At 41.6% G+C, this 26,267-nt stretch carries 24 protein-coding genes; 19 read left to right on the top strand and 5 right to left on the bottom strand.

The window, feature by feature from the left end; translation table 11 throughout:
* Window positions 1–312 precede the first annotated feature (312 nt).
* The gene (gene queG / locus AC5JQI_RS17705; protein WP_493913118.1) at window positions 313–1,470 is read right to left on the bottom strand and encodes a tRNA epoxyqueuosine(34) reductase QueG; all 1,158 of its coding nucleotides are present in this window, start codon (window positions 1,468–1,470) and stop codon (window positions 313–315) included.
* A gap of 200 nt (window positions 1,471–1,670) precedes the next feature.
* Here queG and tsaE point away from each other — a divergent pair, with 200 nt between their 5' ends.
* From tsaE to rplI, 16 genes are all read left to right on the top strand, one after another.
* Complete coding sequence (gene tsaE, locus AC5JQI_RS17700) at window positions 1,671–2,135, top strand: tRNA (adenosine(37)-N6)-threonylcarbamoyltransferase complex ATPase subunit type 1 TsaE (RefSeq protein WP_493913117.1); 465 nt, start codon at window positions 1,671–1,673, stop codon at window positions 2,133–2,135.
* 14 nt (window positions 2,136–2,149) lie between these two features.
* Window positions 2,150–3,493 (top strand): N-acetylmuramoyl-L-alanine amidase AmiB, encoded by a 1,344-nt coding sequence (amiB, locus tag AC5JQI_RS17695; RefSeq protein ID WP_493913116.1) that lies wholly within the window; start codon window positions 2,150–2,152, stop codon window positions 3,491–3,493.
* A 50-nt stretch (window positions 3,494–3,543) separates the two neighbouring features.
* A complete protein-coding gene (gene mutL, locus AC5JQI_RS17690; RefSeq protein ID WP_493913115.1) occupies window positions 3,544–5,541 on the top strand; it encodes a DNA mismatch repair endonuclease MutL in 1,998 nt (665 codons plus the stop codon).
* Window positions 5,534–6,475: a tRNA (adenosine(37)-N6)-dimethylallyltransferase MiaA gene (gene miaA / locus AC5JQI_RS17685; RefSeq protein WP_493913114.1), complete on the top strand. Its 942-nt coding sequence runs from the start codon at window positions 5,534–5,536 to the stop codon at window positions 6,473–6,475. Before mutL ends, miaA begins: the two co-directional genes overlap by 8 nt.
* A gap of 107 nt (window positions 6,476–6,582) precedes the next feature.
* A complete protein-coding gene (hfq, locus tag AC5JQI_RS17680; RefSeq protein ID WP_237385577.1) occupies window positions 6,583–6,885 on the top strand; it encodes an RNA chaperone Hfq in 303 nt (100 codons plus the stop codon).
* 97 nt (window positions 6,886–6,982) lie between these two features.
* Window positions 6,983–8,263, top strand: coding sequence for a ribosome rescue GTPase HflX (gene hflX / locus AC5JQI_RS17675; protein WP_323854960.1), 1,281 nt, complete (start codon window positions 6,983–6,985; stop codon window positions 8,261–8,263).
* Between the two features lie 322 nt (window positions 8,264–8,585).
* Window positions 8,586–9,833, top strand: coding sequence for an FtsH protease activity modulator HflK (hflK, locus tag AC5JQI_RS17670; protein WP_493913113.1), 1,248 nt, complete (start codon window positions 8,586–8,588; stop codon window positions 9,831–9,833).
* 2 nt (window positions 9,834–9,835) lie between these two features.
* Window positions 9,836–10,837, top strand: a complete 1,002-nt coding sequence (gene hflC, locus AC5JQI_RS17665; RefSeq protein WP_493913112.1) for a protease modulator HflC — start codon at window positions 9,836–9,838, stop codon at window positions 10,835–10,837.
* Between the two features lie 246 nt (window positions 10,838–11,083).
* Window positions 11,084–12,382 (top strand): adenylosuccinate synthase, encoded by a 1,299-nt coding sequence (locus AC5JQI_RS17660; protein WP_493913111.1) that lies wholly within the window; start codon window positions 11,084–11,086, stop codon window positions 12,380–12,382.
* 204 nt (window positions 12,383–12,586) lie between these two features.
* Window positions 12,587–13,018 carry a nitric oxide-sensing transcriptional repressor NsrR gene (gene nsrR, locus AC5JQI_RS17655; RefSeq protein ID WP_323854964.1) on the top strand — a complete coding sequence of 144 codons (432 nt, stop codon included), beginning with the start codon at window positions 12,587–12,589 and terminating at the stop codon, window positions 13,016–13,018.
* A gap of 31 nt (window positions 13,019–13,049) precedes the next feature.
* A complete protein-coding gene (rnr, locus tag AC5JQI_RS17650) occupies window positions 13,050–15,494 on the top strand; it encodes a ribonuclease R (protein ID WP_493913110.1) in 2,445 nt (814 codons plus the stop codon).
* 58 nt (window positions 15,495–15,552) lie between these two features.
* A complete protein-coding gene (gene rlmB, locus AC5JQI_RS17645; RefSeq protein WP_237385569.1) occupies window positions 15,553–16,290 on the top strand; it encodes a 23S rRNA (guanosine(2251)-2'-O)-methyltransferase RlmB in 738 nt (245 codons plus the stop codon).
* 188 nt (window positions 16,291–16,478) lie between these two features.
* Window positions 16,479–16,877 carry a 30S ribosomal protein S6 gene (gene rpsF / locus AC5JQI_RS17640; protein WP_237385568.1) on the top strand — a complete coding sequence of 133 codons (399 nt, stop codon included), beginning with the start codon at window positions 16,479–16,481 and terminating at the stop codon, window positions 16,875–16,877.
* Window positions 16,878–16,882: 5 nt separating this feature from the next.
* Window positions 16,883–17,200, top strand: a complete 318-nt coding sequence (gene priB, locus AC5JQI_RS17635; protein WP_493913109.1) for a primosomal replication protein N — start codon at window positions 16,883–16,885, stop codon at window positions 17,198–17,200.
* A gap of 4 nt (window positions 17,201–17,204) precedes the next feature.
* The gene (gene rpsR, locus AC5JQI_RS17630) at window positions 17,205–17,432 is read left to right on the top strand and encodes a 30S ribosomal protein S18 (RefSeq protein WP_000135199.1); all 228 of its coding nucleotides are present in this window, start codon (window positions 17,205–17,207) and stop codon (window positions 17,430–17,432) included.
* Between the two features lie 38 nt (window positions 17,433–17,470).
* A complete protein-coding gene (rplI, locus tag AC5JQI_RS17625) occupies window positions 17,471–17,923 on the top strand; it encodes a 50S ribosomal protein L9 (RefSeq protein WP_237385567.1) in 453 nt (150 codons plus the stop codon).
* Window positions 17,924–18,017: 94 nt separating this feature from the next.
* Here rplI and AC5JQI_RS17620 read toward each other — a convergent pair whose 3' ends face one another.
* Window positions 18,018–19,175 (bottom strand): MFS transporter, encoded by a 1,158-nt coding sequence (locus tag AC5JQI_RS17620; RefSeq protein WP_493913108.1) that lies wholly within the window; start codon window positions 19,173–19,175, stop codon window positions 18,018–18,020.
* A gap of 686 nt (window positions 19,176–19,861) precedes the next feature.
* Here AC5JQI_RS17620 and AC5JQI_RS17615 point away from each other — a divergent pair.
* The gene (locus tag AC5JQI_RS17615) at window positions 19,862–20,719 is read left to right on the top strand and encodes a LysR family transcriptional regulator (protein WP_493913107.1); all 858 of its coding nucleotides are present in this window, start codon (window positions 19,862–19,864) and stop codon (window positions 20,717–20,719) included.
* A 16-nt stretch (window positions 20,720–20,735) separates the two neighbouring features.
* Here the strand turns inward: AC5JQI_RS17615 and AC5JQI_RS17610 are convergent, their stop codons facing one another.
* From AC5JQI_RS17610 to hemA, 3 genes are all read right to left on the bottom strand, one after another.
* Entirely contained in the window at window positions 20,736–21,806 is a 1,071-nt protein-coding gene (locus AC5JQI_RS17610) for a Gfo/Idh/MocA family oxidoreductase (RefSeq protein ID WP_493913106.1), read from the bottom strand.
* 9 nt (window positions 21,807–21,815) lie between these two features.
* Window positions 21,816–22,307, bottom strand: a complete 492-nt coding sequence (locus tag AC5JQI_RS17605; RefSeq protein WP_493913105.1) for a GNAT family N-acetyltransferase — start codon at window positions 22,305–22,307, stop codon at window positions 21,816–21,818.
* A 383-nt stretch (window positions 22,308–22,690) separates the two neighbouring features.
* Complete coding sequence (hemA, locus tag AC5JQI_RS17600) at window positions 22,691–23,938, bottom strand: 5-aminolevulinate synthase (protein WP_493913104.1); 1,248 nt, start codon at window positions 23,936–23,938, stop codon at window positions 22,691–22,693.
* A 661-nt stretch (window positions 23,939–24,599) separates the two neighbouring features.
* Here hemA and bamJ point away from each other — a divergent pair.
* Window positions 24,600–25,220, top strand: coding sequence for a BamJ family beta-barrel-assembly machinery protein (gene bamJ, locus AC5JQI_RS17595; RefSeq protein WP_092551994.1), 621 nt, complete (start codon window positions 24,600–24,602; stop codon window positions 25,218–25,220).
* A 264-nt stretch (window positions 25,221–25,484) separates the two neighbouring features.
* Window positions 25,485–26,228, top strand: coding sequence for a 3'(2'),5'-bisphosphate nucleotidase CysQ (cysQ, locus tag AC5JQI_RS17590; RefSeq protein WP_493914727.1), 744 nt, complete (start codon window positions 25,485–25,487; stop codon window positions 26,226–26,228).
* Window positions 26,229–26,267: the final 39 nt, after the last annotated feature.

The raw sequence follows: 26,267 nt of genomic DNA, 5'->3' as shown, positions 1-26,267 counted from the left end.
TTTTCTACTAGAATTCAATTCTTGTTTTTTATCCACAGTATTGAAGATTATTGCCGTATTGGGTTACCTGATGATGCTTAACTTGTTACACAGAGTTATCCACAGGGCGTCTTTCTATATTTGAATTTTTTGCTTTATTATTCTAAGTAATAGTCTTTTCTTAACTTCTTGATTATTTAAAATAATTAACCTGACTTAAAAATATATTGATTAATATTTATTCACATTTTGTCTGTTGAACAGAAAAGCATTTTTATTTTATTCACAAGGAAATAGATGCTTTTTTTAATAAGATATTAGGATGATTAATTGTTAAGCATCCCGAGGAAGGCCTTTGGTAATTGCCCGTATCAGACGTTTTTGTTGTGAAGTTTGAACTTCAATTACGTTAGCATTGCGGCGGGCCATTTGTTGGTCGATAGCCCAGTGGATATGTTCATCCAAAACATCACTCAAGCCGATTCTTTTTCCCAACGCTAACACAATGTCATCTTGATAAGGTGAGTTACCTAAAGCAACGGAAATATTGCGTAACCAGCGTAAATAACCAATCCGGCGGATTGCCGAACCTTCCGTAATACGCAGGAACTTCTCTTCACTCCAATTAAACAGATCGAGTAATTCAGGAGTATGCAGGACTGTGCGAGGGCTAAAGTCAGCTTCATCAGTTAGCTGTGAAAAACGGTTCCAGGGACAAATCAGCTGGCAATCATCACAGCCATAAATCCGGTTGCCCATTAGTGGACGGAATTCTTCCGGTATCACACCTTCTAGTTCAATGGTCAGGTAAGAAATGCAGCGTCGGGCATCAATGGTGTAGGGTTCAACAATAGCGCCCGTCGGGCAGGTGGTCATGCAGGCTACACAACGCCCACACTGTTCTTCTTGGGGAGCATCGACAGGCAGGGGAAGGTTAATCAGCAGTTCCCCAAGGAAAAACCAAGAACCCGATTCCCGATTTAATATAAGTGAGTGTTTACCAACCCATCCTAGCCCGGCTTTAGCCGCCAGTGGTCGCTCCATAATCGGGGCAGAATCGACAAAGGGGCGAAAATTCAGAGTCCCCTGATATTCATGAGCGCTACAATAGCTTTGAATCTGATCACCCAGTTTTTTTAGGCGTTGGCGCAGCAGTTTATGATAATCTCTGCCCAGCGAATATCGGCTAACATAACCCATTTGTGGATTATTAAGTGTGCTGGCAAAAGCCGCTTTAGCGGGCAGATAATTCATGCGTACGCTGATAACTCGTAAAGTCCCGGGCAACAATTCATGAGGGCGGGCGCGCATCATGCCGTGACGGGCCATCCAGTCCATTTCGCCGTGGTATTGTTTATCAAGCCATTCCTGTAGTTTTGGTTCTTCTGTCGATAAATCAGTGTCACAGATACCGACTTGCTGGAAACCAAGGGAGAGTCCCCATTGTTTGATATTTACTGCCAGAAGATTCAGATCGAGAGGGATTGCCATGGAATACAATTTACTGCCGCAAGAGGAAATGTAGCTTAACACAGTGTGGATTGAATACAAAAATGCGGCATGTAGCGTTATAGCAGGGCAGAAGATGTTAAATACCTGTATCCGGGTTATGTTATGGTGATTGGCTGGATATTTAACTGATAAGCCTATTATTTTGACTCTTACTCAATAAATAAAATAGATATTTTTCGATGAAAGAACTCGTTTTATCACTTCCAAATGAAAATGCCACGGTTGCATTAGGCAATGCAGTGGCAGCAATCAGCAATCGCGGCTATGTTATTTATTTATATGGCGATCTTGGTGCCGGAAAAACTACATTCAGTCGTGGTTTCCTACAGGCTCTTGGTCATCAAGGACATGTAAAAAGCCCGACATATACGTTGGTCGAGCCTTACGCCTTGCAACCACGGCCTGTTTATCATTTTGACCTTTACCGTCTGGCTGACCCCGAAGAATTAGAGTTTATGGGGATTCGTGACTATTTTCATCAGGATTCTATTTGCTTGGTGGAATGGCCTCAACAAGGCATGGGTGTTTTACCTGATGCCGATATTGAATTGTATTTAAGTTATGACAGTGAAGGGCGACAGGCGCGTTTTGTCGCATTATCTGATTATGGTGAAAGTTTGTTGGATAATTTGAAGTCCTGTTGAAGGAATACCCGACCATGCTGAATGCCTTTTTCGTGAATGCCCTTTTTGTGAATATAAGCGTGAATATAAGCAAAAAATGGCGTGCCCATTGGGTGATGGTTTGTGCCTTGTTTGTCATGTTGAACCAATTAGCCATGACGACAGCCGCAGCAGCAACGTTATCTGATATTCATGTGGTTAATAGCCCATCTGAAGCGACAGTAACGTTGAAATTCTCTGGTGGGAACCCTGACTATCGATTTTTTTCCCTGTATTCTCCTGAGCGGTTGGTAGTGGATATTCGTCAAACTAGTAAAATTACTGGATTGCCGATGCGTTTGTCCGGTCAGAATTTGGTAAAACTGGTACGTTCCAGCCAGCCCCCTGATGCTCATCATCAGAGATTGGTACTGGAGCTGGCGGATAAATCTGCGTCTACCTCAGTGGTGAAAAACATGTCTGGTCAATATCAGGTGGTGATTACCCTGAAATCTAATGGCGCAGTGAATAAAACCGCTGTATTCAGTAATAATGCAGCTCAGGATGAAAGTAAGCAATCGCTAACTTTCGGTGCTAAATTAACGAAACCAGATACCAAGCCAGTATCGAATCATCATAGTCAGGGGTTGAAAAAACAGGTCGCCAAAACTAAGCAAGGAAAAGGTATACGCCCGATTGTTATTGCCATTGATGCCGGACATGGAGGGCAAGATCCCGGTGCGATTGGGCAAAAAGGGTTGAAGGAAAAAAATGTAACTATTAGTGTTGCACGTAAACTGGAGACTCTTTTACGCAATGATCCTATGTTTAAGCCTGTATTGACCCGGAACGGTGATTATTTTATTTCAGTAGCCGGACGTTCCGAAGTTGCGCGTAAGCATAAGGCCAATATGCTGGTATCGATTCATGCTGATGCTGCCCCTAATCACAGTGCGAAAGGTGCTTCTGTGTGGGTGCTATCTAATCGTCGTGCAAACAGTGAATTGGGAAGTTGGCTGGAGAAACATGAAAAACAATCGGAATTGCTGGGTGGCGCGGGAAATGTCCTTGCCAATGGGACAGATCCTTTTCTGAGTCAGGCGGTGCTGGATTTGCAATTCGGTCATTCCCAGCGGGTCGGTTATGATGTTGCTGTACAGGTATTAACTCAGCTAACCAGAATGGGTTCTCTGCATAAACGAATGCCTGAACATGCAAGCCTTGGTGTTTTGCGTTCACCGGATATTCCGTCTATTTTAGTGGAAACAGGCTTTATCAGTAATCTGTCTGAAGAAAAATTGTTGGGTTCCGATCAGTATCAGGAAAAATTGGCACAAGCGATTCATTTGGGATTGCATCACTATTTTCTGGCCAATCCGTTACAGACAGCGCCGAAGTAACTCATATATGCCTATCTAAGCAGGCAATAAATCGTAAATGAAGGTCGAATATGGCTATCAAGATATTACCCCCACAATTGGCAAACCAGATTGCTGCTGGTGAAGTGGTTGAACGCCCTGCATCTGTAGTGAAAGAATTGGTGGAAAATAGCCTTGATGCTGGTGCTACCCGCATTGATATTGATATTGAACGCGGTGGTGCAAAGTTGATCCGAATCCGCGATAACGGTTGTGGTATTAGTCAGCAGGATCTCACATTGGCACTGGCACGCCATGCCACCAGTAAGATTGCTTCATTGGATGATTTGGAAGCAATTGTTAGTATGGGATTTCGAGGGGAGGCGCTAGCCAGTATCAGTTCTGTCTCTCGGCTGACGTTAACTTCCCGTCCTGAAAGCCAGACAGAAGCATGGCAATCTTATGCGGAAGGCCGGGATATGGAAGTCACGGTTAAACCTGCTGCCCATCCTGTGGGAACAACGGTTGAAGTGTTGGATCTGTTTTATAACACGCCTGCCCGTCGGAAATTCCTCAGAACGGAAAAAACGGAGTTCGGCCATATCGATGAAGTGGTGCGTCGAATTGCACTGGCGCGGTTGGATATCGCCATCAGCCTAAATCACAACGGAAAGTTAGTGCGTCAGTATCGTCCAGCGAAAGAAGAATCCCAGCATGAACGGCGCTTGGCTGCAATTTGTGGTACGGCGTTTGTACAGCAGGCTTTGGCGTTGTCATGGCAACATGATTCTTTGTCTATTAAGGGCTGGGTTGTTGATCCCATGAGTGCCGCAACGGGGAGTGATATCCAATATTGCTATGTCAATGGGCGCATGATGCGGGATCGGCTTATTAACCATGCGATTCGTCAAGCTTATCAAGACTTGATTCAGGGTGAGCAACATCCCGCTTATGTTCTGTATCTTGAGATAGATCCGCATCAGGTCGATGTGAATGTGCATCCTGCGAAACATGAAGTACGTTTCCATCAGGCCCGTTTGGTGCACGATTTTATTTATCAAGGTGTGGCTGCGGTATTGAAACAGCGAAGCAAGGGAGATGAATTGGCTCTTGGTTGTCAGGAGGCGGCTGAAAACTGGGTGCCGGAGAATCGCCTTTCTGCCGGAGAAAATCATTTTCTCAGGAAGAGTATTGCGCCAGCAGATTCGGCCTCCTCTACACCTCATGCTAATGACAATATCAAGCCGCGGGGATCAGAAAAACAGCCGTCATCTGGTCGTGAGACACAGCAATTGCATTATGGGGAAACCTATCAGAAAAAACAGGGAGAGCTGTACCAGAAATTGATTCAGTGTGCACCGGAAGAAAGGCGCCCTTTGTTTCCCGAAAGAGGAGCTGCATCGGGCAAAACGATCCCTGTTGCATCAGAAAAAATTGCTCCGGCACCGAGTTCATCAATATTTGATAAAACAACGGTTCCTGCCAAATCAGTGCACATGAGTCAGGGAAAAAACAGCGGTGCCAGTTTGGGGTGTCACTATAGCTTTGGAAAGGTACTGAGTATCTATGCCGGCTGTTATGCTTTTCTTGAATCTACGCTGGGAATTGGGTTGCTCTCTCTGTCGGTTGCAGAACGCTGGTTGAAGCAGGCGCAATTGACACCGGGGGAACAGGGGCTTAAATCCCAGCCATTGCTGATTCCGTTGAAGCTTGCTCTCAATCAGGCAGAAATGAGCGTCTTGAAGCAGAATAGTGAGCTATTAAAGACTTTTGGCATTGAATCTACAGTCGCGCATGGAAAAGTAACCATTCATGCGGTATCGTTGCCTTTGCGTCAACAGAACCTGCCGAAACTTTTGCCGGAACTGTTGGGCTATCTCGGGGAACAGCCAGCAGCTTCTGCCGGGCAGGTTGCAAGTTGGCTCTCCCGTCATGTGGGTAGCGAACATGAAATGTGGAACATCGCACAAGCTGTCCAGCTTTTGGCTGATGTCGAGCGTCTTTGTCCTCAGCTGGTGGGATCGCCGCCAGCAGGATTATTACAGTTAATTGATTTACAAGCAGTGGTGGCACTTCTTAATCATGAGTGATTTAAAAACTCAACATTTGCCGACAGCCATTTTCGTTATGGGACCAACGGCTTCAGGAAAAACAGCGTTATCGATCGCTTTGCGTCAACATCTTCCGGTTGAATTAGTCAGTGTCGATTCTGCGTTGATTTATCGTGGCATGGATATTGGGACAGCCAAACCTTCCGCAGAAGAACAAGCACTGGCTCCTCATCATTTGATTGATATTCTCGATCCTGCTGAGACTTATTCCGCTGCCGATTTTCGCCGTGATGCCTTGAAAGAAATGGCAGCTATTACGGCGGCGGGGAGAATTCCACTCCTGGTGGGCGGAACCATGCTATATTTCAAAGCATTACTGGAAGGATTATCTCCATTACCTTCTGCAAATCCTGAAATCAGAGCGCAGATAGAGCAGCAGGCCGAGGAACTGGGATGGGAGGCTTTGCATCAGCAATTACGGGAGATTGATCCGGTTGCAGCGGCAAGGATTCATCCCAATGATCCACAACGTCTTACTCGTGCACTGGAAGTTTTTCGAATTTCGGGTAAAACTCTAACTGAATTGACTGAAACGTCTGGAGAAATATTGCCTTATCGCGTTCATCAATTTGCGATCGCTCCTGCAAGTCGTGAAATTTTGCATCAGCGTATTGCCGCCCGTTTTGAACAAATGATCAAATCAGGGTTTGAAGATGAAGTGAAAGCACTTTATGCTCGTAGCGATTTGCATACAGATTTACCCTGCATTCGTTGTGTTGGTTATCGTCAGATGTGGTCTTACCTCGCAGGCGAAATATCTCATGATGAGATGGTTTATCGTGGTATCTGTGCGACACGCCAACTGGCGAAACGTCAGATCACGTGGCTCAGGAGCTGGGACAATGTGACTTGGTTGAATAGTGATCAACCTAAACAAGCACTAAATACGGTCATACAGGTTACTAGTACATAAATTCATTGATTGTGTACAATTGATCAGTACAAAGTGTCATTTTTGAGTAGTTACTTTTTCGAACCGAACGGTTCTTAGTTAAAACAACAAAATAAGGAAAACATAGAATGGCTAAGGGGCAATCTTTGCAAGATCCATTCCTGAATGCTTTGCGGCGTGAAAGGGTCCCGGTTTCTATTTATTTGGTCAACGGCATCAAATTACAGGGGCAGATTGAATCTTTTGATCAATTTGTCATTTTACTGAAAAATACGGTCAGTCAGATGGTTTATAAACACGCCATCTCTACTGTTGTACCTTCCCGTCCTGTGTCTCATCATGGTAGCAACCAGAATGCGACAACTGGTGTTGGGAATTATCATGCTGGCACTAACCCGGCAGCACAACAGGAAAGTGATGTCACTGAGTAAATCAGTGGCTGCAACTGACGTAAATAAAAACATAGGTAGGGAGACTTTACCTATGTTTTTTCCTATGGATTTTTACTCAGCCTGAGGGGTTGCACCGTTGTTTGATCGTTATGAAGGCGGAGAATTAGCCGTTCTGGTGCATGTTTTCTTCTCACAGGAAAAAGATACGGAAAATCTCAGTGAATTCGAATCATTGGTGACTTCCGCAGGTGTTTCTCCTGTGCAGATTGTAACGGGAAGCCGGAAGGCGCCTCATCCGAAATATTTTGTCGGTGAGGGCAAGGCAGAGGAAATTGCCGATGCTGTCAAAAGCAGTGGCGCAGATGTGGTGCTGTTTAACCATACCCTCAGCCCTGCTCAAGAACGCAATCTTGAACGCTTGTGCCAATGTCGTGTTGTTGATCGCACTGGGGTGATCTTGGATATTTTTGCTCAGCGGGCAAGAACACACGAAGGCAAACTGCAAGTTGAACTGGCACAGTTACGTCACCTGTCTACCCGCTTGATACGGGGCTGGACTCACCTTGAACGCCAAAAAGGTGGAATTGGTCTGCGCGGTCCCGGAGAAACCCAGCTGGAAAGTGATCGTCGTATGTTGCGTGATAAAATCAAACAGATTTTAGGGCGCCTCAGCAAAGTTGAAAAACAGCGTGAACAGGGGCGTCAGGCACGTAATAAAGCCGATATTCCAACGGTTTCCCTTGTCGGCTATACCAACGCGGGAAAATCAAGTTTATTCAATAAAATAACGTCAGCCGAAGTTTATGCTGCTGATCAGCTTTTTGCCACCCTCGATCCGACGCTGCGCCGCATAGATGTCAATGATGTCGGCACCGTTGTCTTGGCGGATACAGTAGGTTTTATCCGTCATTTACCCCATGATTTGGTGGCAGCTTTTAAGGCTACCTTGCAAGAAACTCGACAGGCAAAATTGTTACTGCATGTTGTTGATGCGGCTGATAATCGTCTGGATGAAAACATTATCGCTGTTGACAGTGTCCTGGAAGAGATAGAATCAAATGAAATTCCTTCTCTGCTGGTGATGAATAAAATCGATATGTTGGAAGATTTTGTTCCTCGCATTGACCGTGATGAGGAAAATCGGCCTATCAGAGTCTGGTTATCTGCACAGACAGGCGAAGGTGTTCCATTATTACTGCAAGCATTGACTGAACGCCTTTCAGGTGAAATCGCACACTATGAATTGCATCTTCCACCAGAAGCGGGCCGCTTGCGTAGCCGTTTCTACCAGCTTCAATCTATTGAACGTGAATGGATGGAAGAAGACGGTCAAGTGGGTATAGAAGTCAGGATGCCGATGGTAGATTGGTGCCGACTGTGCAAACAAGAGCCAAATTTAACTGACTATATTGTCTGATTGATTGGCTCAGAGCAACAAACAAGGTATTATTTTATCTGCCATTTCAAGGTGCTTATAGTCATGGAGTAGCGGTGATGGAATGGCGGTGGTGAAATGATTGTGCCAGAATTGCAGTAATAGGATCAGCACTGTCAAAAGTATCACCCAATAATATTGGTTGCTTACAAAAACGATGAAGTTTGTCGTTTCTGCCCATGGAGGCCGTTGTCAGACCTATCCGGGATAGGCAACGGCCTGGGAAGTGGGAAGCCTCACCCGTTTGGGTGGAGAGCAGTCACCTCTGAAAAACCAGTGAAAAACTAAAAAGTGGAGCTAAAACATGGCGTGGAATCAGCCCGGTAATAACGGACAGGACCGCGACCCGTGGGGAAGCAGCAATAATAATGGCGGCAACTCCGGCGGCAACAATAGCAACAATAAAGGTAGTCGAAATCGTGGGGCAACTGATCTCGACGATCTGTTCCGTAAACTGAGCGAAAAACTTGGTGGTTTCGGTAGAAACAAAGGTGGAAATGGTTCTGAACAGACCCCTAAATTTGGTGGGCGTCTGATTGGCCTTGCCGTTGCTGCTGTAGTTGTTGTCTGGGTTGTAAGTGGTTTCTATACGATTAAAGAAACAGAGCGTGGTGTGGTTACTCGGTTGGGTAAATTTGCCCATATTGTTCAGCCTGGCTTGAACTGGAAAATGACGTTTATCGATCGGGTTCGTGCCGTTAACGTTGAATCTGTTCGTGAACTGGCGACAACCGGTATCATGCTGACATCAGATGAAAACGTTGTGCGTGCTGAAATGAACGTTCAGTACCGTGTAACTGACCCTGCGGCCTATCTTTTCAATGTCACCAATCCTGACAATAGTCTGCGTCAAGCAACAGACAGCGCAGTGCGTGGGGTAGTTGGCAAATACACAATGGAAAAAATCCTGACGGCAGATCGTACAATTGTACGTAATGACACTCAGAAAGTACTGGAAGAAACTATTCGTCCGTACAAGATGGGTATTACGCTGCTGGACGTTAACTTCCAGGCTGCGCGTCCACCGGAAGAGGTGAAAGCTGCATTCGACGATGTTATCGCCGCCCGTGAAGAAGAGCAAAAAACGATTCGTGAAGCAGAAGCCTACAAAAACTCTGTTCTGCCAATCGCTAAGGGTGATGCTCAACGCATTATTGAAGAAGCTAAAGCCTATAAGGTGAGTGCGATATTGAATGCTCAGGGTGAAGTGGCAAGTTTCGCCAAAATCCTGCCTGAGTATAAAGCCGCACCAGAAATTACTCGTGAGCGCCTTTACATTGAAACAATGGAGCGTGTTCTGAGCCATACCCGCAAAATTATTGCGAACGAAAATAGCAATAACATGTTGGTATTGCCGTTGGAGCAAATCCTGCGTCATCAGGCTGAAGCACCAAAACTTCAGTCAGGAAGCAAGGTAACTTCGGAGCAGGGCCACACGACGCACTCAACATCGACGCAAAGGCACTCAAGTTATAATTCTGGTTATGACAGCTCTGGCTACGGAAATTCAAACAATCTGCGTGGTGATACGCAAAGACAAGGGAGACCATAATCATGCGTAAGTCATTCGTCTTTGTTATTGCTGTCGTATTGGTCGTGTTGTATTCGTCGATATTTATCGTGTATGAAGGTCAGCGTGGCATTATGCTGCGTTTTGGTAAAGTGATGCGTGACTCTGAAAATAAACCTTTGGTTTATCAGCCCGGCCCGCATTTCAAAATTCCATTTATTGAAACAGTTAAAACACTTGATGCCCGAATCCAGACTATGGATATCAAGGCTGACCGTTTTCTGACAAGTGAAAATAAGGACCTGATTGTTGACTCTTATCTGAAGTGGCGCATTGAAGATTTCAGTCGCTATTATCTGGCAACAGGTAATGGAGAAATTTCTCAGGCTGAACTGTTGTTGAAACGCAAATTCAGTGACCGTCTGCGTTCTGAAATTGGTCGTCTGGATGTGCGCGGGATCGTAACCGATTCTCGTGGTCGTTTGACGACAGATGTCCGTAATGCGTTGAACTTGGGAACAGATGAAAGTGACTCAAGCGCAGATAGTGATATTGCTTCAGCTGCGGCACGTGTAGAGAAAGAAACGAAAGTTAAACAATCCGTCCTGAATCCGAACAGTATGGCGGCTCTGGGGATTGAAGTTGTGGATGTTCGTATCAAGCAAATAAACTTGCCAGATGAAGTCTCCGGTGCAATTTATCAGCGTATGCGTGCGGAACGTGAAGCTGTGGCTCGTCGTCATCGTTCACAAGGTTTGGAAGAAGCGGAGAAAGTCCGTGCAACTGCTGATAAACAAGCGACTGAAATCAAAGCTGAGGCAAACAGCCAGGCATTGGTTTTACGTGGTGAAGGTGATGCACAAGCGACCAAACTGTTTGCTGACGCATTCAGTGAAGATCCTGAATTCTATGCATTCATCCGTAGCCTGCGTGCTTACGAAAAGAGCTTCAATAATGACGGTAACATTATGGTTCTCAGCCCAGATAACGATTTCTTCCGTTATATGAAAGAGCCATCTAGGCAGCGCCATAGTTCGAATGATTGAGTGGTGTTGACAGGTTGATTACCTTAAATCACTTTCATTGAAAAAATACGGCTGACATGTTTGGCCGCTTCCTAAGCCACTGTAAAAAAACGTACAGTGGCTTTTTTGTATACGGTCATCATTCCCAATGTTTACTTATTATCCCATTTATATGACGAAACGAAATAACAGAAGTGACAAAAAATACTGAAAGGTGCTAAATGAGATGGTAGAATCCATTTTTAAGCAACCGAGTGAAATTTTGAAATGGGTAAGAACGTTGTCGTATTGGGCACCCAATGGGGTGACGAGGGCAAGGGTAAAATCGTCGACTTGCTGACTGAACGAGCTAAGTATGTAGTTCGTTATCAAGGGGGCCACAATGCGGGCCATACACTAGTCATCAACGGTGAAAAAACCGTTCTCCACTTAATCCCATCTGGGATCTTACGTGAAAATGTCATTAGCATTATCGCAAATGGGGTCGTTTTAGCACCAGATGCTTTGATGAAAGAGATGAGAGAGCTTGAATCACGTGGGATTCCTGTACGTGAACGCTTACTGGTTTCTGAAGCCTGTCCGCTGATCCTGCCTTATCATGTTGCATTGGATAATGCCCGCGAAAAAGCACGTGGCGCTAAAGCGATTGGCACTACTGGTCGTGGCATCGGCCCGGCATACGAAGATAAAGTTGCACGTCGTGGTCTTCGTGTTGGTGATCTGTTTGATAAAGAAGCCTTCGCTGCCAAACTGAAAGAAATCATTGATTATCACAATTTCCAACTGGTTAACTACTACAAAGAACCGGCTGTTGATTATCAGAAGACGTTGGACGACATTCTGGCTGTTGCTGATATCCTGACTGGCATGGTAGTTGACGTTTCTGATCTGCTTTACAAAGCAACTCAGAAAGGTGAACTGGTGATGTTCGAGGGTGCACAAGGAACACTGTTGGATATTGACCACGGTACTTACCCTTATGTGACTTCTTCCAATACCACTGCGGGTGGTGTTGCAACTGGTTCCGGTCTGGGTCCACGTTATGTTGACTATGTTCTGGGTATCATCAAGGCTTACTCTACCCGTGTTGGTGCAGGCCCATTCCCAACCGAACTGTTTGATGAAACTGGTGAATACCTGCGTCAGAAAGGTCAGGAATTTGGTGCTACTACAGGTCGTAGTCGTCGTACCGGCTGGCTGGATATCATTGCTATTCGTCGTGCGATCCAAATCAACTCCTTGTCAGGCTTCTGCATGACCAAACTGGATGTGCTGGATGGCTTGAAAGAAGTGAAAATCTGTGTTGGCTATCGCCGGCCTGATGGCTCCGTAATTGACATTACGCCATTAGCGGCAGAAAACTGGGAAGGTCTGGAAGCCGTTTATGAAACGCTGCCAGGTTGGGATGAAAGTACCTTCGGTGTGAAAGATCACAGCCAGTTGCCACAAGCAGCATTGAACTACATCAAACGTGTAGAAGAGCTGACTGGTGTTCCTGTTGATATTATTTCTACAGGCCCAGATCGTGCAGAAACGATGATCCTGCGTGATCCATTTGATGCTTAATTGATAGTTTAATCTTTTAGGCATACATAACCGGGCTTAATGCCCGGTTTTTGTTTTTTAAGAAATCAAGAAGCAAGCCGCTCTGTTTTGCTTAATTTTAAAAATACCCACATAATGATGAACAACTAACGAAAACCAATATACAGAACAGACATTTTTGGTTCCAAATAAACCCCCGTTATATTCAGTCTCCCAGAGGTGAGTGTGCAGTTAACCAGTTTTACCGATTATGGATTACGTGCTTTGATTTATATGGCTTCTTTACCAGCAGGTCAAATGACGAGCATTACAGAGGTAACCGAAGTTTATGGTGTCTCACGTAACCATATGGTAAAGATCATCAACCAACTTAGTCATTTAGGGTTGGTGAAGGCTGTCAGAGGAAAAAATGGTGGCATTAGTCTGGGTAAACCTGCCAGCGAGATCAAAATTGGTGATGTGGTTCGCTCATTAGAGCCACTTGCATTGGTTAACTGTAGTGCTTGTCAAATCACGCCTGCATGTCGCTTAAAATCAGTCTTGAATCAAGCAGTAGAGAATTTTTTGGAAGAGTTGGATAAACATACTTTGGCCGATATGGTTAAAGACAATCGTCCCCTTTATCAGTTGCTTCTGGCTAGTGAAGTAAGGGGATAAACAGCTTGCTGATGACAACAGAGGAATGACGATGTCAAAAGATCCTTTTCAGGAACGAGAGGCTGAAAAATACGAATCTCCAATTCCAAGCCGTGAATACATCTTGGATATCATTTCTAAACACACCGCTCCGGTAAGCCGTCAGGAATTAGCACAAGAACTTCAATTAACCAGTGCAGATGCACAGGAAGCATTGCGCCGCCGTTTGCGGGCAATGGAACGTGATGGACAGTTAGTTTTTACCCGTCGTCAATGTTACGCGCTGCCAGAGCGTTTAGATTTATTGAAAGGAATGGTGATCGGTCACCGTGATGGCTATGGTTTCCTGCGGGTAGAAGGCCACAAAGAAGATTTTTATCTATCTGCCGAACAGATGAAAATGGCTATCCACGGTGATGTTGTACTGGCACAACCTTTGCGACCAGACAGAAAAGGCCGCATTGAAGTCCGTATCGTACGAGTACTGGAGCCGAAAAACAGCCAAATAGTTGGCCGATATTTCATAGATGCAGGCATGGGGTTTGTCGTTCCTGATGATAGCCGCCTGTGTTTTGATATCTTGATCCCGAAAGAAGATACTTGCGGAGCAAGAATGGGAAACGTCGTGGTGATTGAATTAACAAATCGCTCGACTCGCCGTACCAAAGCCATAGGCAAAATTGTTGAAGTATTGGGTGAAACGATGGGAACGAGTATGGCGGTTGAAATTGCGCTTCGTACCCATGAAATCCCACATAGTTGGCCACCCATGGTTGAAAAACAGGTGGCTGATTTAGATGAGAATGTTCCTGAATTCGCTAAACAAGGCCGTGTTGATTTACGTGAATTGCCGTTGGTAACAATCGATGGCGAAGATGCCCGTGACTTTGATGACGCGGTATATTGCGAAAGAAAACGCGGTGGTGGTTGGCGTTTGTGGGTTGCGATTGCTGATGTGAGTTACTACGTTCGTCCACAAACAGCTTTGGATACAGAAGCACGCAGCCGTGGTAATTCGGTCTATTTTCCGTCCCAAGTTGTACCAATGCTGCCAGAAGTGCTGTCGAATGGATTGTGCTCCCTCAATCCAGACGTTGATCGCCTGTGTATGGTGTGTGAAATGACCATTTCTGCCCAAGGTAAATTATCTTCCTATAAGTTTTACGAAGCGGTGATGAATTCACATGCGCGTTTGACCTATACGAAAGTTTGGAAGATTTTGCAGGGTGATCAAGAACTGCGTGAACATTACAAGCCGCTGGTGACTCATATTGAGCACCTGCATGAACTTTATCAGGCTCTGGAACATGCGCGCGAAGATCGTGGGGCGATTTCGTTTGAATCTGAAGAAGCCAAATTTATTTTTAACGCGGAACGCCGTATTGAGAGTATTGAGCCAGTTGTACGCAACGATGCTCATAAACTTATCGAAGAATGTATGATTCTGGCTAACATTGCGGCTGCCCGCTTTGTTGAAAAACATAATGAGCCAGCGTTATACCGTATTCATGATCGCCCGAGAGAAGAGAGCATCCTGAATCTTCGTTCGGTCTTCAATGAACTGGGGTTGAGTTTATTGGGTGGCCTGAAGCCAGAGTCGAAAGATTATGCGCAATTGATGAAAGATGTCGCAGAGCGACCAGATCACGAATTGCTGCAAACAATGCTGCTGCGCTCCATGAAACAGGCAATTTATGAGCCGGAAAATCGGGGGCACTTTGGTCTGGCGTTGCGTGCTTATTCTCATTTTACTTCACCGATCCGCCGCTATCCTGATTTGGCATTGCACCGTGCTATCAAATATTTATTGGCGCAAGAAAACGGTGTTGTTGAGCATCGCGAGACGCCAACAGGTGGCTGGCACAACGATATGGAACACATGCTGCAATTGGGCGACCACTGTTCCATGAGCGAACGTCGTGCAGATGAAGCGACAAGAGATGTAGCTGACTGGCTGAAATGTGATTTCATGCAAGATCAGGTGGGTAATGTTTTCACCGGACTTATTACCAGTGTGACTGGTTTCGGTTTTTTTGTCCGCTTGAATGATCTGTTCATTGATGGTTTGGTCCATGTTTCGACTCTGGATAATGATTATTACAGATACGATAATGTCGGCCAGCGCTTGATTGGTGAGTCTTCCGGGCAAACATATCGCCTTGGTGATGAAGTTGAGATCCGTGTGGAAGCCGTACACATGGATGAGCGTAATATTAATTTCACCTTGCTTTCCTCGACACGTAAAGCGCGTAACCAAGGTAAAACAGCGCGTGATAAGGCGAAAAAAGGCAATTCAAATTCAGAGCGTAAGAATGGTAAAAAAGGTCGGGATTATAAAAAAACAGCCAATTTTGAGCCAGATAGCGAATTTCGTAAAAAGAAAAGTACGGAAAAACCTAAATCGCCTAAGCAAAGCAAAAAGAAAAAACAATCAGACACAACCAAAAAAATTACGGCAAAACTGAAAGCAAAACGTGCAAAGAAAAGCATGAATTAATTGCCCATAAAAACAGTCAGTAAAAATAGTCAATCAGTGAGTTAGGTATCAGCCAGTCATGAGTGAAATTATCTACGGTATCCATGCCGTTAAAGCCCTGTTGGAACGTGATCCACAGCGATTCATGGAAGTTTATGTATTAAAAGGGCGTGAAGATCGTCGTTTGACTCCATTGTTGCAGGAACTGGAAAGTATCGGCATTGCGGTGCAACTGGCCAATCGCCAATGGTTGGATGCCCAGACAGAAAGTGGCGTACACCAAGGAATCATTGCCCGGGTCAAACCGAGTCGTCAGTATCAAGAAAATGATTTGCCGGATTTGTTATCCCGGATGGATCGCCCATTTCTGTTGATACTGGACGGTGTTACTGATCCCCATAATTTGGGGGCTTGTCTGCGTACTGCTGATGCTGCGGGAGTTGATGCGGTTATCGTTCCCCGTGATCGCTCAGCACAATTGAATGCGACAGCTAAAAAAGTTGCCTGTGGTGCCGCAGAAAGCGTACCACTGATCCGTGTGACCAACCTTGCCCGTACTTTACGTTTGCTGCAAGAACACAATATCTGGATTGTCGGGACGGCGGGTGAAGCCACTCATGCGTTATACGAGAGCAAATTAACTGGCCCGATGGCCTTAGTTATGGGGGCGGAAGGCGAAGGAATGCGTCGGCTGACCCGTGAACATTGCGATGAACTGATCAGTATTCCAATGGCAGGCTCAGTTTCTTCCCTGAATGTATCGGTTGCAACAGGGGTATGCTTGTTTGAAATCGTACGTCAGAGAAGCGCCCAGTAATTTTTACCTATTTCAAATCGTTTGAAAGAAGAATAAACGCGTTTTTCTCCTACGCGTACCTTGAGTTTTTTATATTGTACGGGTATAGTGACGCGTCGATTTTTCAGCCGTACTAAACACGTTCCTTGCCTCCATGGGCCACGGCTGACCCTGACAGGAGGCTGAATAATCCGTAAGGAGCAATGCTAATGCGTCATTACGAAATCGTTTTTATGGTCCATCCTGATCAAAGCGAACAGGTTCCGGGCATGATCGAGCGTTACAGTGCGACTATCACTAACGCGCAAGGTCAGATCCACCGTTTGGAAGACTGGGGTCGTCGTCAATTGGCTTACCCAATCAACAAACTGCACAAGGCTCACTACGTTCTGCTGAACGTTGAAGCGCCACAAGAAGCGATTGATGAACTGGAAACTAACTTCCGCTTCAACGACGCCGTTATCCGCAGCATGGTTATGCGCGTTAAGCACGCAGTAACTGAAGCATCACCAATGGTTAAGGCTAAAGACGAACGTCGTAGCCGTGATCTGGCTCTGGAAGAAGACCTGGTTGATGATGCTGATGAAGCTGGGGATTCTGAAGAGTAATTACCGTGACAACCAATCGTTTGGTGCTTTCTGGCACAGTGTGCAAGGCACCGATACGAAAAGTCAGTCCATCCGGTATTCCACATTGTCAGTTTGTGCTTGAACATCGTTCACAGCAAAAGGAAGCCGGTTTCAGCAGGCAGTCATGGTGCAGAATGCCCGTTATTGCCAGCGGACAGTTGTTACAGGAATATACTCACAGTATAACGGTCGGCAGTCGAATAACTGTTTCAGGATTCATTAACTCCCATTATGGGCGCAATGGTCTGAGTAAACTGGTTCTTCATGCCGAGCAGATTGAATTGATAGATTCTGGAGACTAGCCAAATGGCACGTTATTTCCGTCGTCGCAAGTTCTGCCGCTTCACAGCGGAAGGCGTACAAGAGATCGATTATAAAGACATTGCTACGCTGAAAAACTACATTACCGAAAGCGGTAAAATTGTACCAAGCCGTATTACCGGCACTCGTGCAAAATACCAGCGCCAACTCGCTCGTGCTATCAAGCGTGCGCGCTACCTGTCTCTGTTGCCTTATACTGATCGTCATCAGTAATAGGCTCAGTCCATTAACGACTTTGAGAGGATAAGGTAATGCAAGTTATTCTGCTTGATAAAGTAGCGAACCTGGGTAGCCTGGGTGACCAAGTTAACGTTAAATCGGGTTATGCCCGTAACTTCTTAGTGCCACAGGGCAAAGCTGTTCCTGCAACTAAGAAAAACATCGAATTCTTCGAAGCTCGCCGTGTTGAACTGGAAGCCAAACTGGCTGACGTTCTGACAGCAGCGCAAGCTCGTGCAGAGAAAATCAACGCACTGGGTTCTGTTACCATCGCTTCTAAAGCGGGTGACGAAGGCAAACTGTTCGGTTCTATCGGTACTCGTGACATCGCTGATGCAGTAACTGCTGCTGGTGTTGAAGTATCTAAGAGCGAAGTTCGCCTGTCTAACGGCGTTCTGCGTACTGTTGGTGAGCATGAAGTTCACTTCCAAGTACACAGCGATGTATTCGCACAGTTGAACGTTAACATCGTTTCAGAAGCTTAATTTTTGATTAGGCTTACGAACATGTGACATTGAGGGATGAGGTGGTGAAGCTTCATCCCTCGGTGTTGTTTATCCTTTCTTTAAAAAGAGAATGTTATTTTTCAGCTATTATTTTAAATGCATTACTTTTCATACTATATAACTGAAGACCCAATGAAATAACCATAGAAAATATTGCAAAATAGATTAAAATCATCTCTCCCATTCCCAGAGAGATAACTACTCCGCCTAATAGTGCTCCTACCGAGCTTCCTAGATAATTAATCGAACTGTTGAGCGCGATAGCAGCAGTACCATGTTTAGGCTGGTATGATAATAGAATATGTTGCTGAGGTGCTCCTGATGCCCATCCCATTGCTCCCCATAAGAAGAATGGCAAATATTTTATAAATGATAGATTAATCATTATTGGAATACATATGACAGAGCATGTTAAGATGATTAATATAAAAGCCATTAAAGTTTTAGGCCTTTTAAAATAATCAATTAAATATCCAATTGATAAACTGCCAAATAATCCGCCCAAACCCCAAGCCCATAGGTATATTGTTAAATTATCTGAACCATTGATACTTTGTAATAATGGGGATAAATAGGTGTATAAACCTAAACTTGCAACACTCGCGAAAAATGTTATTAGCACGGTAATTGTCACTCTTTTGTCTAAAAACATTGCGATTCTTTCTTTTATAGCGGGGGATGCTGTGATTGGAACATGCGGTAAAAATTTCAGAATACTTAATGCAGCGATAAAACTTAAAATAACGACAAACCACATTGCAGATTGCCAATCAAATTGGCTAGCAATATAAAGACCTACAGGAACACCTAATACTGTTCCCATGCTCATTCCACCTATTGTTAAACCAAGTGCTCGTCCTTTTTTTTCTATAGGAACTAACATAGTCGAGCCTGCCACCGCTAATGGTGAAAATAAACCAGCACCAACGCCAGCAATCGCTCTTGATATCAGGAATATAGAAAAATTAGGAGAGAGTGCTGTTAATGCGTTTGCAAAACCAAAGATTGCCATAGAGGCTAATAGAACTTTTTTTATTGGTTTGCCTACTAAAAGAGAAGCAAACAGTGGAGCTGATATTGCATAGCATAAAGTAAATATACTTACAGCTTGTCCAATTTGAGAAGCACTTTTTTGATAAGTTGCACTAATTCCCGGTACAAGCCCTGCGATGATATATGCATCAAATCCTAGTGCAAACATACCTATAGCTAAAAAAATAACTCTTTTCATAGCAAATGACCTTTACTTTATATAATTAAAAAATAATAAATACTCAGCGTTATATAATCGTCATCTCATAACTAATTAACAAAATAATTATTTTGATAAAAAACACACAGTTATTCATTAAATTATTGAACCTTTTAGTAGTTGTAGTGAGTTTATGGTACTATTGCTCAAATAAACTATTTCTTATCTTACACAGGGAATCAACATGCTCTCATTGTAGAGGAAACTATAGTTTCTTTGGTACCATGAATAATTCCTTATCAGAAACTTCCGCGTCTACCAAGGAAGCTAACAACCACAAATTGTTACGATTCTATGGGCAACTTCGGTGAAAGAAACTTTCCCAAAATAGGAGCGGAATGCTGAACCTAATCTATTAGATTAGACTAATAGTATTTTATCGAAAAAATAGCACGTCATAATATCAATACCAACTATAGTTTATGCAATAGTAGTTGATTGATAAATTGTATTGCTGCATGCTACTGTTATGCATGGCTATAAATATTATATTAGAAAATATTTCATATAGAATTATATGTTGTAATGATAATTTCTTATGTAAACTTACTGTATAATATCAGTGTATAATATCAGTGTATAATATCAGTGTATAATATCAGTGTATAATGTGATATTGATTAAATAAAATGAATAATTTTAATGTTGGGATATGAAAAAAAATCATGAGTATTATCAAATATGAAATTTTTGAATCAGTTATTAAAACTGGTAGTTTTACCAAGGCTGCTGAAAAATCAAACCGAACGCAATCTGCGATAAGTCATGCAATTTCTAGTCTGGAAAAGGAGTTAGGAGTGCCTTTATTTGTGAGGGATGGCAGGAAAATTAGTTTAACTCCTTATGGGATAAAAGTTTATACATATATTTGTAAGATATTAGAAATTAATAGAGAACTAATGAAATTAAATTTTTTTGATGAATTACACCCTGATTTTTTAAAAATTGGAGTTTTTACTAGCGTGCAAAAAAATATTTTACCTCTGATTATAAAGGAATTTAATGGATTATATCCTTCTATTGAAATTATAATGTTTGAAGGAACATATGATGAAATACAAGATTGGGTTCTGAATAAAGTAATAGATTTTGGTTTTACAATTAGTTGTGATTTTGGTTGTGAATCAATTCCATTTTTAGAGGATAAGTTAGTTATAGCAACACCTAATAATTTAAAGTTTTGCCCAGATAATATAGATATTTTTTTTAAAAAAAATAAAATTATTATGCCTACCGCACCATATAAACATCAAATTGAAATTTTTTTTAATAAAACTAATATAGTGCCTAATATTCATTCGTACATAACTGATTGTAATACAATTGTAAAAATGATTAGCTTAGGAATTGGAATTTCTATAGGCCCGAAATTATTCTTTAAGGAATTTGATAATATAAAACTATATGATCTTCCTGTTGTTCTCCATAGAAATATTTATATTTCTTATAGGAAAGGTATCAACTTAAATAATAAAAAATATTTTATCCAAGAATTTATAAATATAGCAAGGAACGTTGTTTAGGTTCCTTGCTAATTTTTTATCCTAACCTATCGAATCCACTTTGTTCGTTTAATAAAATTCTTTCTTTTGATGAATTATATTTAACTTTATGAAATGAGGGTTTTTCAGCATTAATTTTATTAAGGATTTTTTGAAGACGTATAGCATCTTTCAACGTAGGAAAATCAAAGTAAGGTTTTTTTTCTAGTAGGATTAATTCAGTAATGTCTTTGACAAGATTAGTAATCCTCTCTATTTTTCTATCACCATTATATTTATGGTCCAGAGAGTTAAAAGATAAAATTTCGTCAAATTGACCACTTTTCTCTGACCAAATTTTTACTGAATCTTCATACCAATTTGGGGTATCAAAAGATAATTTGGAAAAAATTAATTGTCCATAATAATTTTTAAAAGTAAAATCCAATTCTCTTCTTCTGAATAAATTTACAAAGCTACTGTATCCTGTGACTATAGCTTCATCTATTTGTCCTATAATAGAAACACTGTCTACAATTTCTTCTCCAGATATTGAGTAATCAGATTTTACTCCTTGAATTTTTCTTAAATATAATGGATTATCAAAATTGATCCATTGAATAAGATCCAAGGAATGAATGATTTCATTAATAATTCCTGTGGTTGGTCTATAGTCATTAATTCTATTCTTTCCCCATAAAAAATTTGCTCTTATCAATTTTAATTTATTCTTTTTTACATATTCTTTTAATAGCCGAGCTGCTTTTGAATATCTTGCAACCATATTTAAACAGAATCCTGATGCGTTCTCCAATAAATTTTCGGCTATATCTAGATCAAAATTCGGATCTACAAAAGGTTTTTCACATATGATAAATCCCCCGAAGTTTTTGATTAATGATAAAATTTCTCCATGAATTTCATCATTAACAGATATTACTAATATGTCTGGGCTAAATAAATTTAACGCAGATTTAACAGTGGGGTAATATAACAAGTCAATATTTTTTTGTGTTCTAGAAGTGTAAGCAATATTGATTTTTCTTTCATAGAGACACGAAATACTATTAAATGACTCAACAAACATCTTTCCTGAAAAACCCATGCCGATGATTAAGACTTTCATCACATAATTCTCCTATTCAATTATTTTAAACAATAATTGTTCTCCAGTTTGTAGGTAACCTCTTTTCCTATTGAACTCTTCTGCCATTTTGCTAGATTGAATAACTATTTTATGAACGTTTTTATCTTTAAACCAGCGGTGAAAGTTGTCCATCATAGCTTCAGCAATTCCTAATCTTCGTCTATCGTTACGTACCACAAGAGATTGTCCCCAACCGACTCTACCATTAAGTGCACCTGCGATAGGTGCACGTAGATCGATTATACCAATAACACATGAGCAAATGTTTGTGTCTTTACCATATTGTCCAACTAAGATTAGTACATTTTCATTTGAAATATTTTGTTTAATCCAAAGTTTATATGTATTTTGCCAAGCCAAATTATCTTCTTCATTTTTTGCTGCATAATGAGTGCTTCCATTAGATAATAAGACTTTTCTTAATTCGATTAAATCTTCAATATCTTTTGTCGTTGCTTTACGAATAAATAACTTTTCTTTCATTAAATTAGACCTCTATTAATTGTTTTTCGGTGAGTATATGTTTTTGACATTACAAATAAATTAAGTATAAAGTTTTATACTAATTTATTGTTTAAACGACAGCTATGATGTTATTTATTGAATATTATCGTGTATTTATGCTATAAAAACTGTTAAAGTTTCCTTGTGCCTGAATATATCTTTCGAAAAAATAATTCTATATTTAAGTGTTCAATGATTTTATCTCATGATTAATTATTTTCTATTATGATAATAATATATAGTTAAAATTAAAATCATTTTTTATTCTTATGTGGTACATTTATAATTCATTTTCCATTACATTTATAAATTACAGGAATAATATTTTCTGATGATAACTCTATTGGAAGATAAAATTTTAATTAACTTTCACTGGAAACTATATCCATAGTCTTTTCTACTTTTGAAAAAGGAATGTTGAATAATAAGAATACTTCAGTCAATGCATTCGTTAGTTGTATAATTTGTTCCTCAGTATGATTAGGTGTAATATTTACTCTAAATCTCTCAGTTCCAATTGGCACAGTTGGTGAATTAATTGGTTGTAAATAAATATTGTGTTTTTCAAGCAACATGTGTGCTGCGGATTTGCATTTTTTTGCATCCCCAATTAATACTGGTAATATATGTGTCTCACTAGAACTCATGATTGGAATTCCTGCATGATTGAAATATGCTCTTAGAATTTCAGTTTTCTTATGTAGATTTTTTCTTTCTATATCAGAGTGTTTTAAATATTCAACGCTTGCATAGCATGCTGCTACTATAGATGGTGGTAGAGAAGTAGTAAATATAAACCCAGAGGCGAAAGAACGTACTGCATCAACGATTGAATCAGAAGAGGAGATATATCCGCCAATAACACCAATTCCTTTAGCCATAGTTCCCTGAATAATATCAATTGAATTCGCAACACCTAGGTCAGCAGCGATTCCTTCACCTCTAGGTCCATACATACCAATGGCATGTACTTCATCAAGATATGTTAGTGCATTGTATTTTTTAGCAAGATTTATAATTTCTTTAATTGGTGCAATATCACCATCCATGGAGTAGACTGATTCAAAAACTATTATTTTGGGGCGCTCATAAGGTTGTTGTGAAAGTAATTCTTCCAAATGTTTCGTATTGTTATGCTTGAATTTTATACGTTCAACTTTTGTGCTACGTATGCCATTAATAATAGAAGCATGATTTAGCTCATCAGAAAAAACAACACAATTTTCAAATAAACGCAACAAACATTGTAGTGTTGCATCATTTGAACCATAACCTGTTGGAAATACTAATGCAGACTCCTTGTGGTGCCATTCAGCCAATGAAGATTCTAATGCTTCATAATGGAAATGACTACCTCCAATATTTCGAGAGCCACCTGAACCAGCACCAAATAAATCAATCGCGTGATGCATAGCTTCAATTACAACTGGGTGTTGAGACATTCCTAAGTAATCGTTACTGCACCAAACTACGATAGGTTTTTCATTCTCTGGGTTATTTAACCTTGCTAAAGGATATTGCCCACGAATGCGATTTAATGTAACAAATTCACGATATTGTCCACTTTCTTTTAATTCCACTAATTTTCTATTAAGCATTTCATTGTACATATATTGACCTCTTGTCGTATGTTGACTAACTGAGAAATATACTAACAATAATAAATATAACTTACGTAGATTAACTAAGGGGTTTTATAAAAATAGTGAGATACATTGTGAAACTCCTTTATATAGCAAAGAACGCCGACAATGTGTTTCAGAGTTTTTAATCTCTATTTAGGAATATTTTCTATTATATAAATCCCATAATAAAAAACAAGAGATATATTCAAATAATAGTTTTCTAATTTGAATCATTTAATTTGTTATTATATATTTAACTGATTTTGTTATGTTATAATTGTTTTTCGAAAGAACTTTCTCTTAAATTGTCATGTAAGACAGGGAATTAATTTTAATTCTTTGAGTTTTAAAGTAATTAATTAGGGTTTTTCTACACTGAGTTTTTTGGGGCAGTTATTTAATCAGTTCTCCACAAAAATTATCTCCTATTGAGTCACTTTATTAAAATCAATTTCTTTTGGGAAGTATTGTCTGATCAATCCATTGGTGTTTTTACTGCTTTCTTTTCCCCTGAGAGAATGAAGTTGCAACAAGTCACCTCAATCATTTTTCTCTTTACGGTTACGATTAAATATATTCACGCGTTTACCCATCTGTACAGTGCTGTTATGCTTGAGTCTTCACTCATTTAATAACAGGTATTTTCATGACAAAACCTTCTTTTGACTCTATTGAAGCACGCGCAAGTTATGGTATTGGCTTGCAAGTTGGTCAACAATTACAGGAATCTGGTTTGCAGGGTTTGGAGCCAGAAGCGCTTTTGGCGGGATTGTGTGACGCGCTGGAAAGCCGCACTCCTGCTATTCCTGTAGAAGAACTGCATCGTGCTCTGCGCGAAATACATGAACGTGCTGACAGCGTTCGCCGTGAACGCCAGCAGACGATGGCAGAAGAAGGCAACAAATTCCTGACAGAAAATGCCCAGCGTGAAGGGGTAAACAGCACTGAATCCGGGCTGCAATTTTCTGTCCTGACACAAGGTGAAGGTGCAATCCCGGCTCGTACTGATCGTGTTAGTGTTCACTATACTGGTCGCCTGATTGATGGCACTGTATTTGATAGCTCAGTACAGCGTGGTACACCAGCAGAATTTCCTGTAAGTGGCGTGATCCCAGGCTGGATTGAAGCGCTGACTCTGATGCCAGTAGGTTCTAAGTGGGAACTTTATATTCCTCACAATCTGGCTTATGGTGAGCGTGGTGCGGGAGCATCCATCCCTCCTTACAGCACACTTATCTTTGAAGTAGAATTACTGGAAATTTTATAATTCTATTTCAATGGAATAGCCGGTTAACCGGCTATTTTTTTGCGTGAATTTAGCTGTGATTTAGCTGTGATCGGTAAATAAAGTATTCGCCATTACAGTAAAAAGTGCGCTAAAAATGTAGTTTCTTTCAAGTGATATATACCCAAGAGATTTCGGGTTGCTGCATGGCGATAAGGAAATGAATCCTCGACATAGATAACAGCCACTCAAGTAGCAATTTGAAAGCATAAGGGGATAGCTGAACAAAGAATGCAGAGGTGTATGATGCTACAACAAGTCTGCCAATTGGCACGGGAAGCGGGTGCAGCGATCATGGAGATCTATCTGTCTGAACAACCGTTGCAAGTAGAGCACAAGACGGACAATTCACCTGTTACAGCTGCGGATATTGCAGCACATAAAATTATCAAAGCTGGATTGTTGCGGATTGCCCCTGATATCCCCTTGTTATCAGAAGAAGATCCTCCTATATGGGAAGAACGGAAAAACTGGCAGCGTTACTGGTTGGTTGATCCACTGGATGGCACAAAAGAGTTTATTCGCCGGAATGGTGAGTTTACTGTCAATATCGCATTAATTGAGGATGGCATACCTGTTATGGGTGTCGTTTATGTCCCTGCACAGAATATTCTGTATTCGGGGCAGGGACGTCAGGCGTGGAAGGAAGCCAATGGACAGACACTTCCGATTAAAGTTGTGCCTGCAACACTGCCAATTGTGGTAGTTAGCCGTTCTCACCGAAATGATGAAGAATTAAATGATTATCTTGCTCAATTAGGGGTTCACGACATACTATCGGTTGGGTCTTCACTTAAGTTTTGCATGGTTGCGGAAGGAAAAGCTCAGCTTTATCCACGCTTTGGGCCAACGAATATCTGGGATACGGGTGCCGGACATGCTGTTGCAATTGCCGCAGGTGCACATGTTACCGATTGGGAAGGAAAAACATTGAATTACTCCCCGCGTGAGTCTTTCCTGAACCCGGGCTTTAGAGTCAGCATCTTTTAATGCTCAGGTGATAATGGCCCACTGCCGTGGAACCATTAT

Source organism: Xenorhabdus sp. XBWT (genome assembly GCF_059072735.1).
Note: the sequence above shows the minus strand (reverse complement) of the source record. Positions and strands in the feature narration are given on the sequence as shown.

Coding starts and splice junctions, on each gene's coding strand:
- rlmB (WP_237385569.1), top strand. CDS start 15,553: ATGAGTGAAATTATCTACGGTATCCATGCCGTTAAAGCCCTGTTGGAA.
- queG (WP_493913118.1), bottom strand. CDS start 1,470: ATGGCAATCCCTCTCGATCTGAATCTTCTGGCAGTAAATATCAAACAA.
- rnr (WP_493913110.1), top strand. CDS start 13,050: ATGTCAAAAGATCCTTTTCAGGAACGAGAGGCTGAAAAATACGAATCT.
- miaA (WP_493913114.1), top strand. CDS start 5,534: ATGAGTGATTTAAAAACTCAACATTTGCCGACAGCCATTTTCGTTATG.
- cysQ (WP_493914727.1), top strand. CDS start 25,485: ATGCTACAACAAGTCTGCCAATTGGCACGGGAAGCGGGTGCAGCGATC.
- amiB (WP_493913116.1), top strand. CDS start 2,150: ATGCTGAATGCCTTTTTCGTGAATGCCCTTTTTGTGAATATAAGCGTG.
- hflK (WP_493913113.1), top strand. CDS start 8,586: ATGGCGTGGAATCAGCCCGGTAATAACGGACAGGACCGCGACCCGTGG.
- AC5JQI_RS17620 (WP_493913108.1), bottom strand. CDS start 19,175: ATGAAAAGAGTTATTTTTTTAGCTATAGGTATGTTTGCACTAGGATTT.
- rpsF (WP_237385568.1), top strand. CDS start 16,479: ATGCGTCATTACGAAATCGTTTTTATGGTCCATCCTGATCAAAGCGAA.
- hflC (WP_493913112.1), top strand. CDS start 9,836: ATGCGTAAGTCATTCGTCTTTGTTATTGCTGTCGTATTGGTCGTGTTG.
- AC5JQI_RS17605 (WP_493913105.1), bottom strand. CDS start 22,307: ATGAAAGAAAAGTTATTTATTCGTAAAGCAACGACAAAAGATATTGAA.
- mutL (WP_493913115.1), top strand. CDS start 3,544: ATGGCTATCAAGATATTACCCCCACAATTGGCAAACCAGATTGCTGCT.
- AC5JQI_RS17615 (WP_493913107.1), top strand. CDS start 19,862: ATGAGTATTATCAAATATGAAATTTTTGAATCAGTTATTAAAACTGGT.
- rpsR (WP_000135199.1), top strand. CDS start 17,205: ATGGCACGTTATTTCCGTCGTCGCAAGTTCTGCCGCTTCACAGCGGAA.
- bamJ (WP_092551994.1), top strand. CDS start 24,600: ATGACAAAACCTTCTTTTGACTCTATTGAAGCACGCGCAAGTTATGGT.
- rplI (WP_237385567.1), top strand. CDS start 17,471: ATGCAAGTTATTCTGCTTGATAAAGTAGCGAACCTGGGTAGCCTGGGT.
- tsaE (WP_493913117.1), top strand. CDS start 1,671: ATGAAAGAACTCGTTTTATCACTTCCAAATGAAAATGCCACGGTTGCA.
- hfq (WP_237385577.1), top strand. CDS start 6,583: ATGGCTAAGGGGCAATCTTTGCAAGATCCATTCCTGAATGCTTTGCGG.
- AC5JQI_RS17660 (WP_493913111.1), top strand. CDS start 11,084: ATGGGTAAGAACGTTGTCGTATTGGGCACCCAATGGGGTGACGAGGGC.
- hemA (WP_493913104.1), bottom strand. CDS start 23,938: ATGTACAATGAAATGCTTAATAGAAAATTAGTGGAATTAAAAGAAAGT.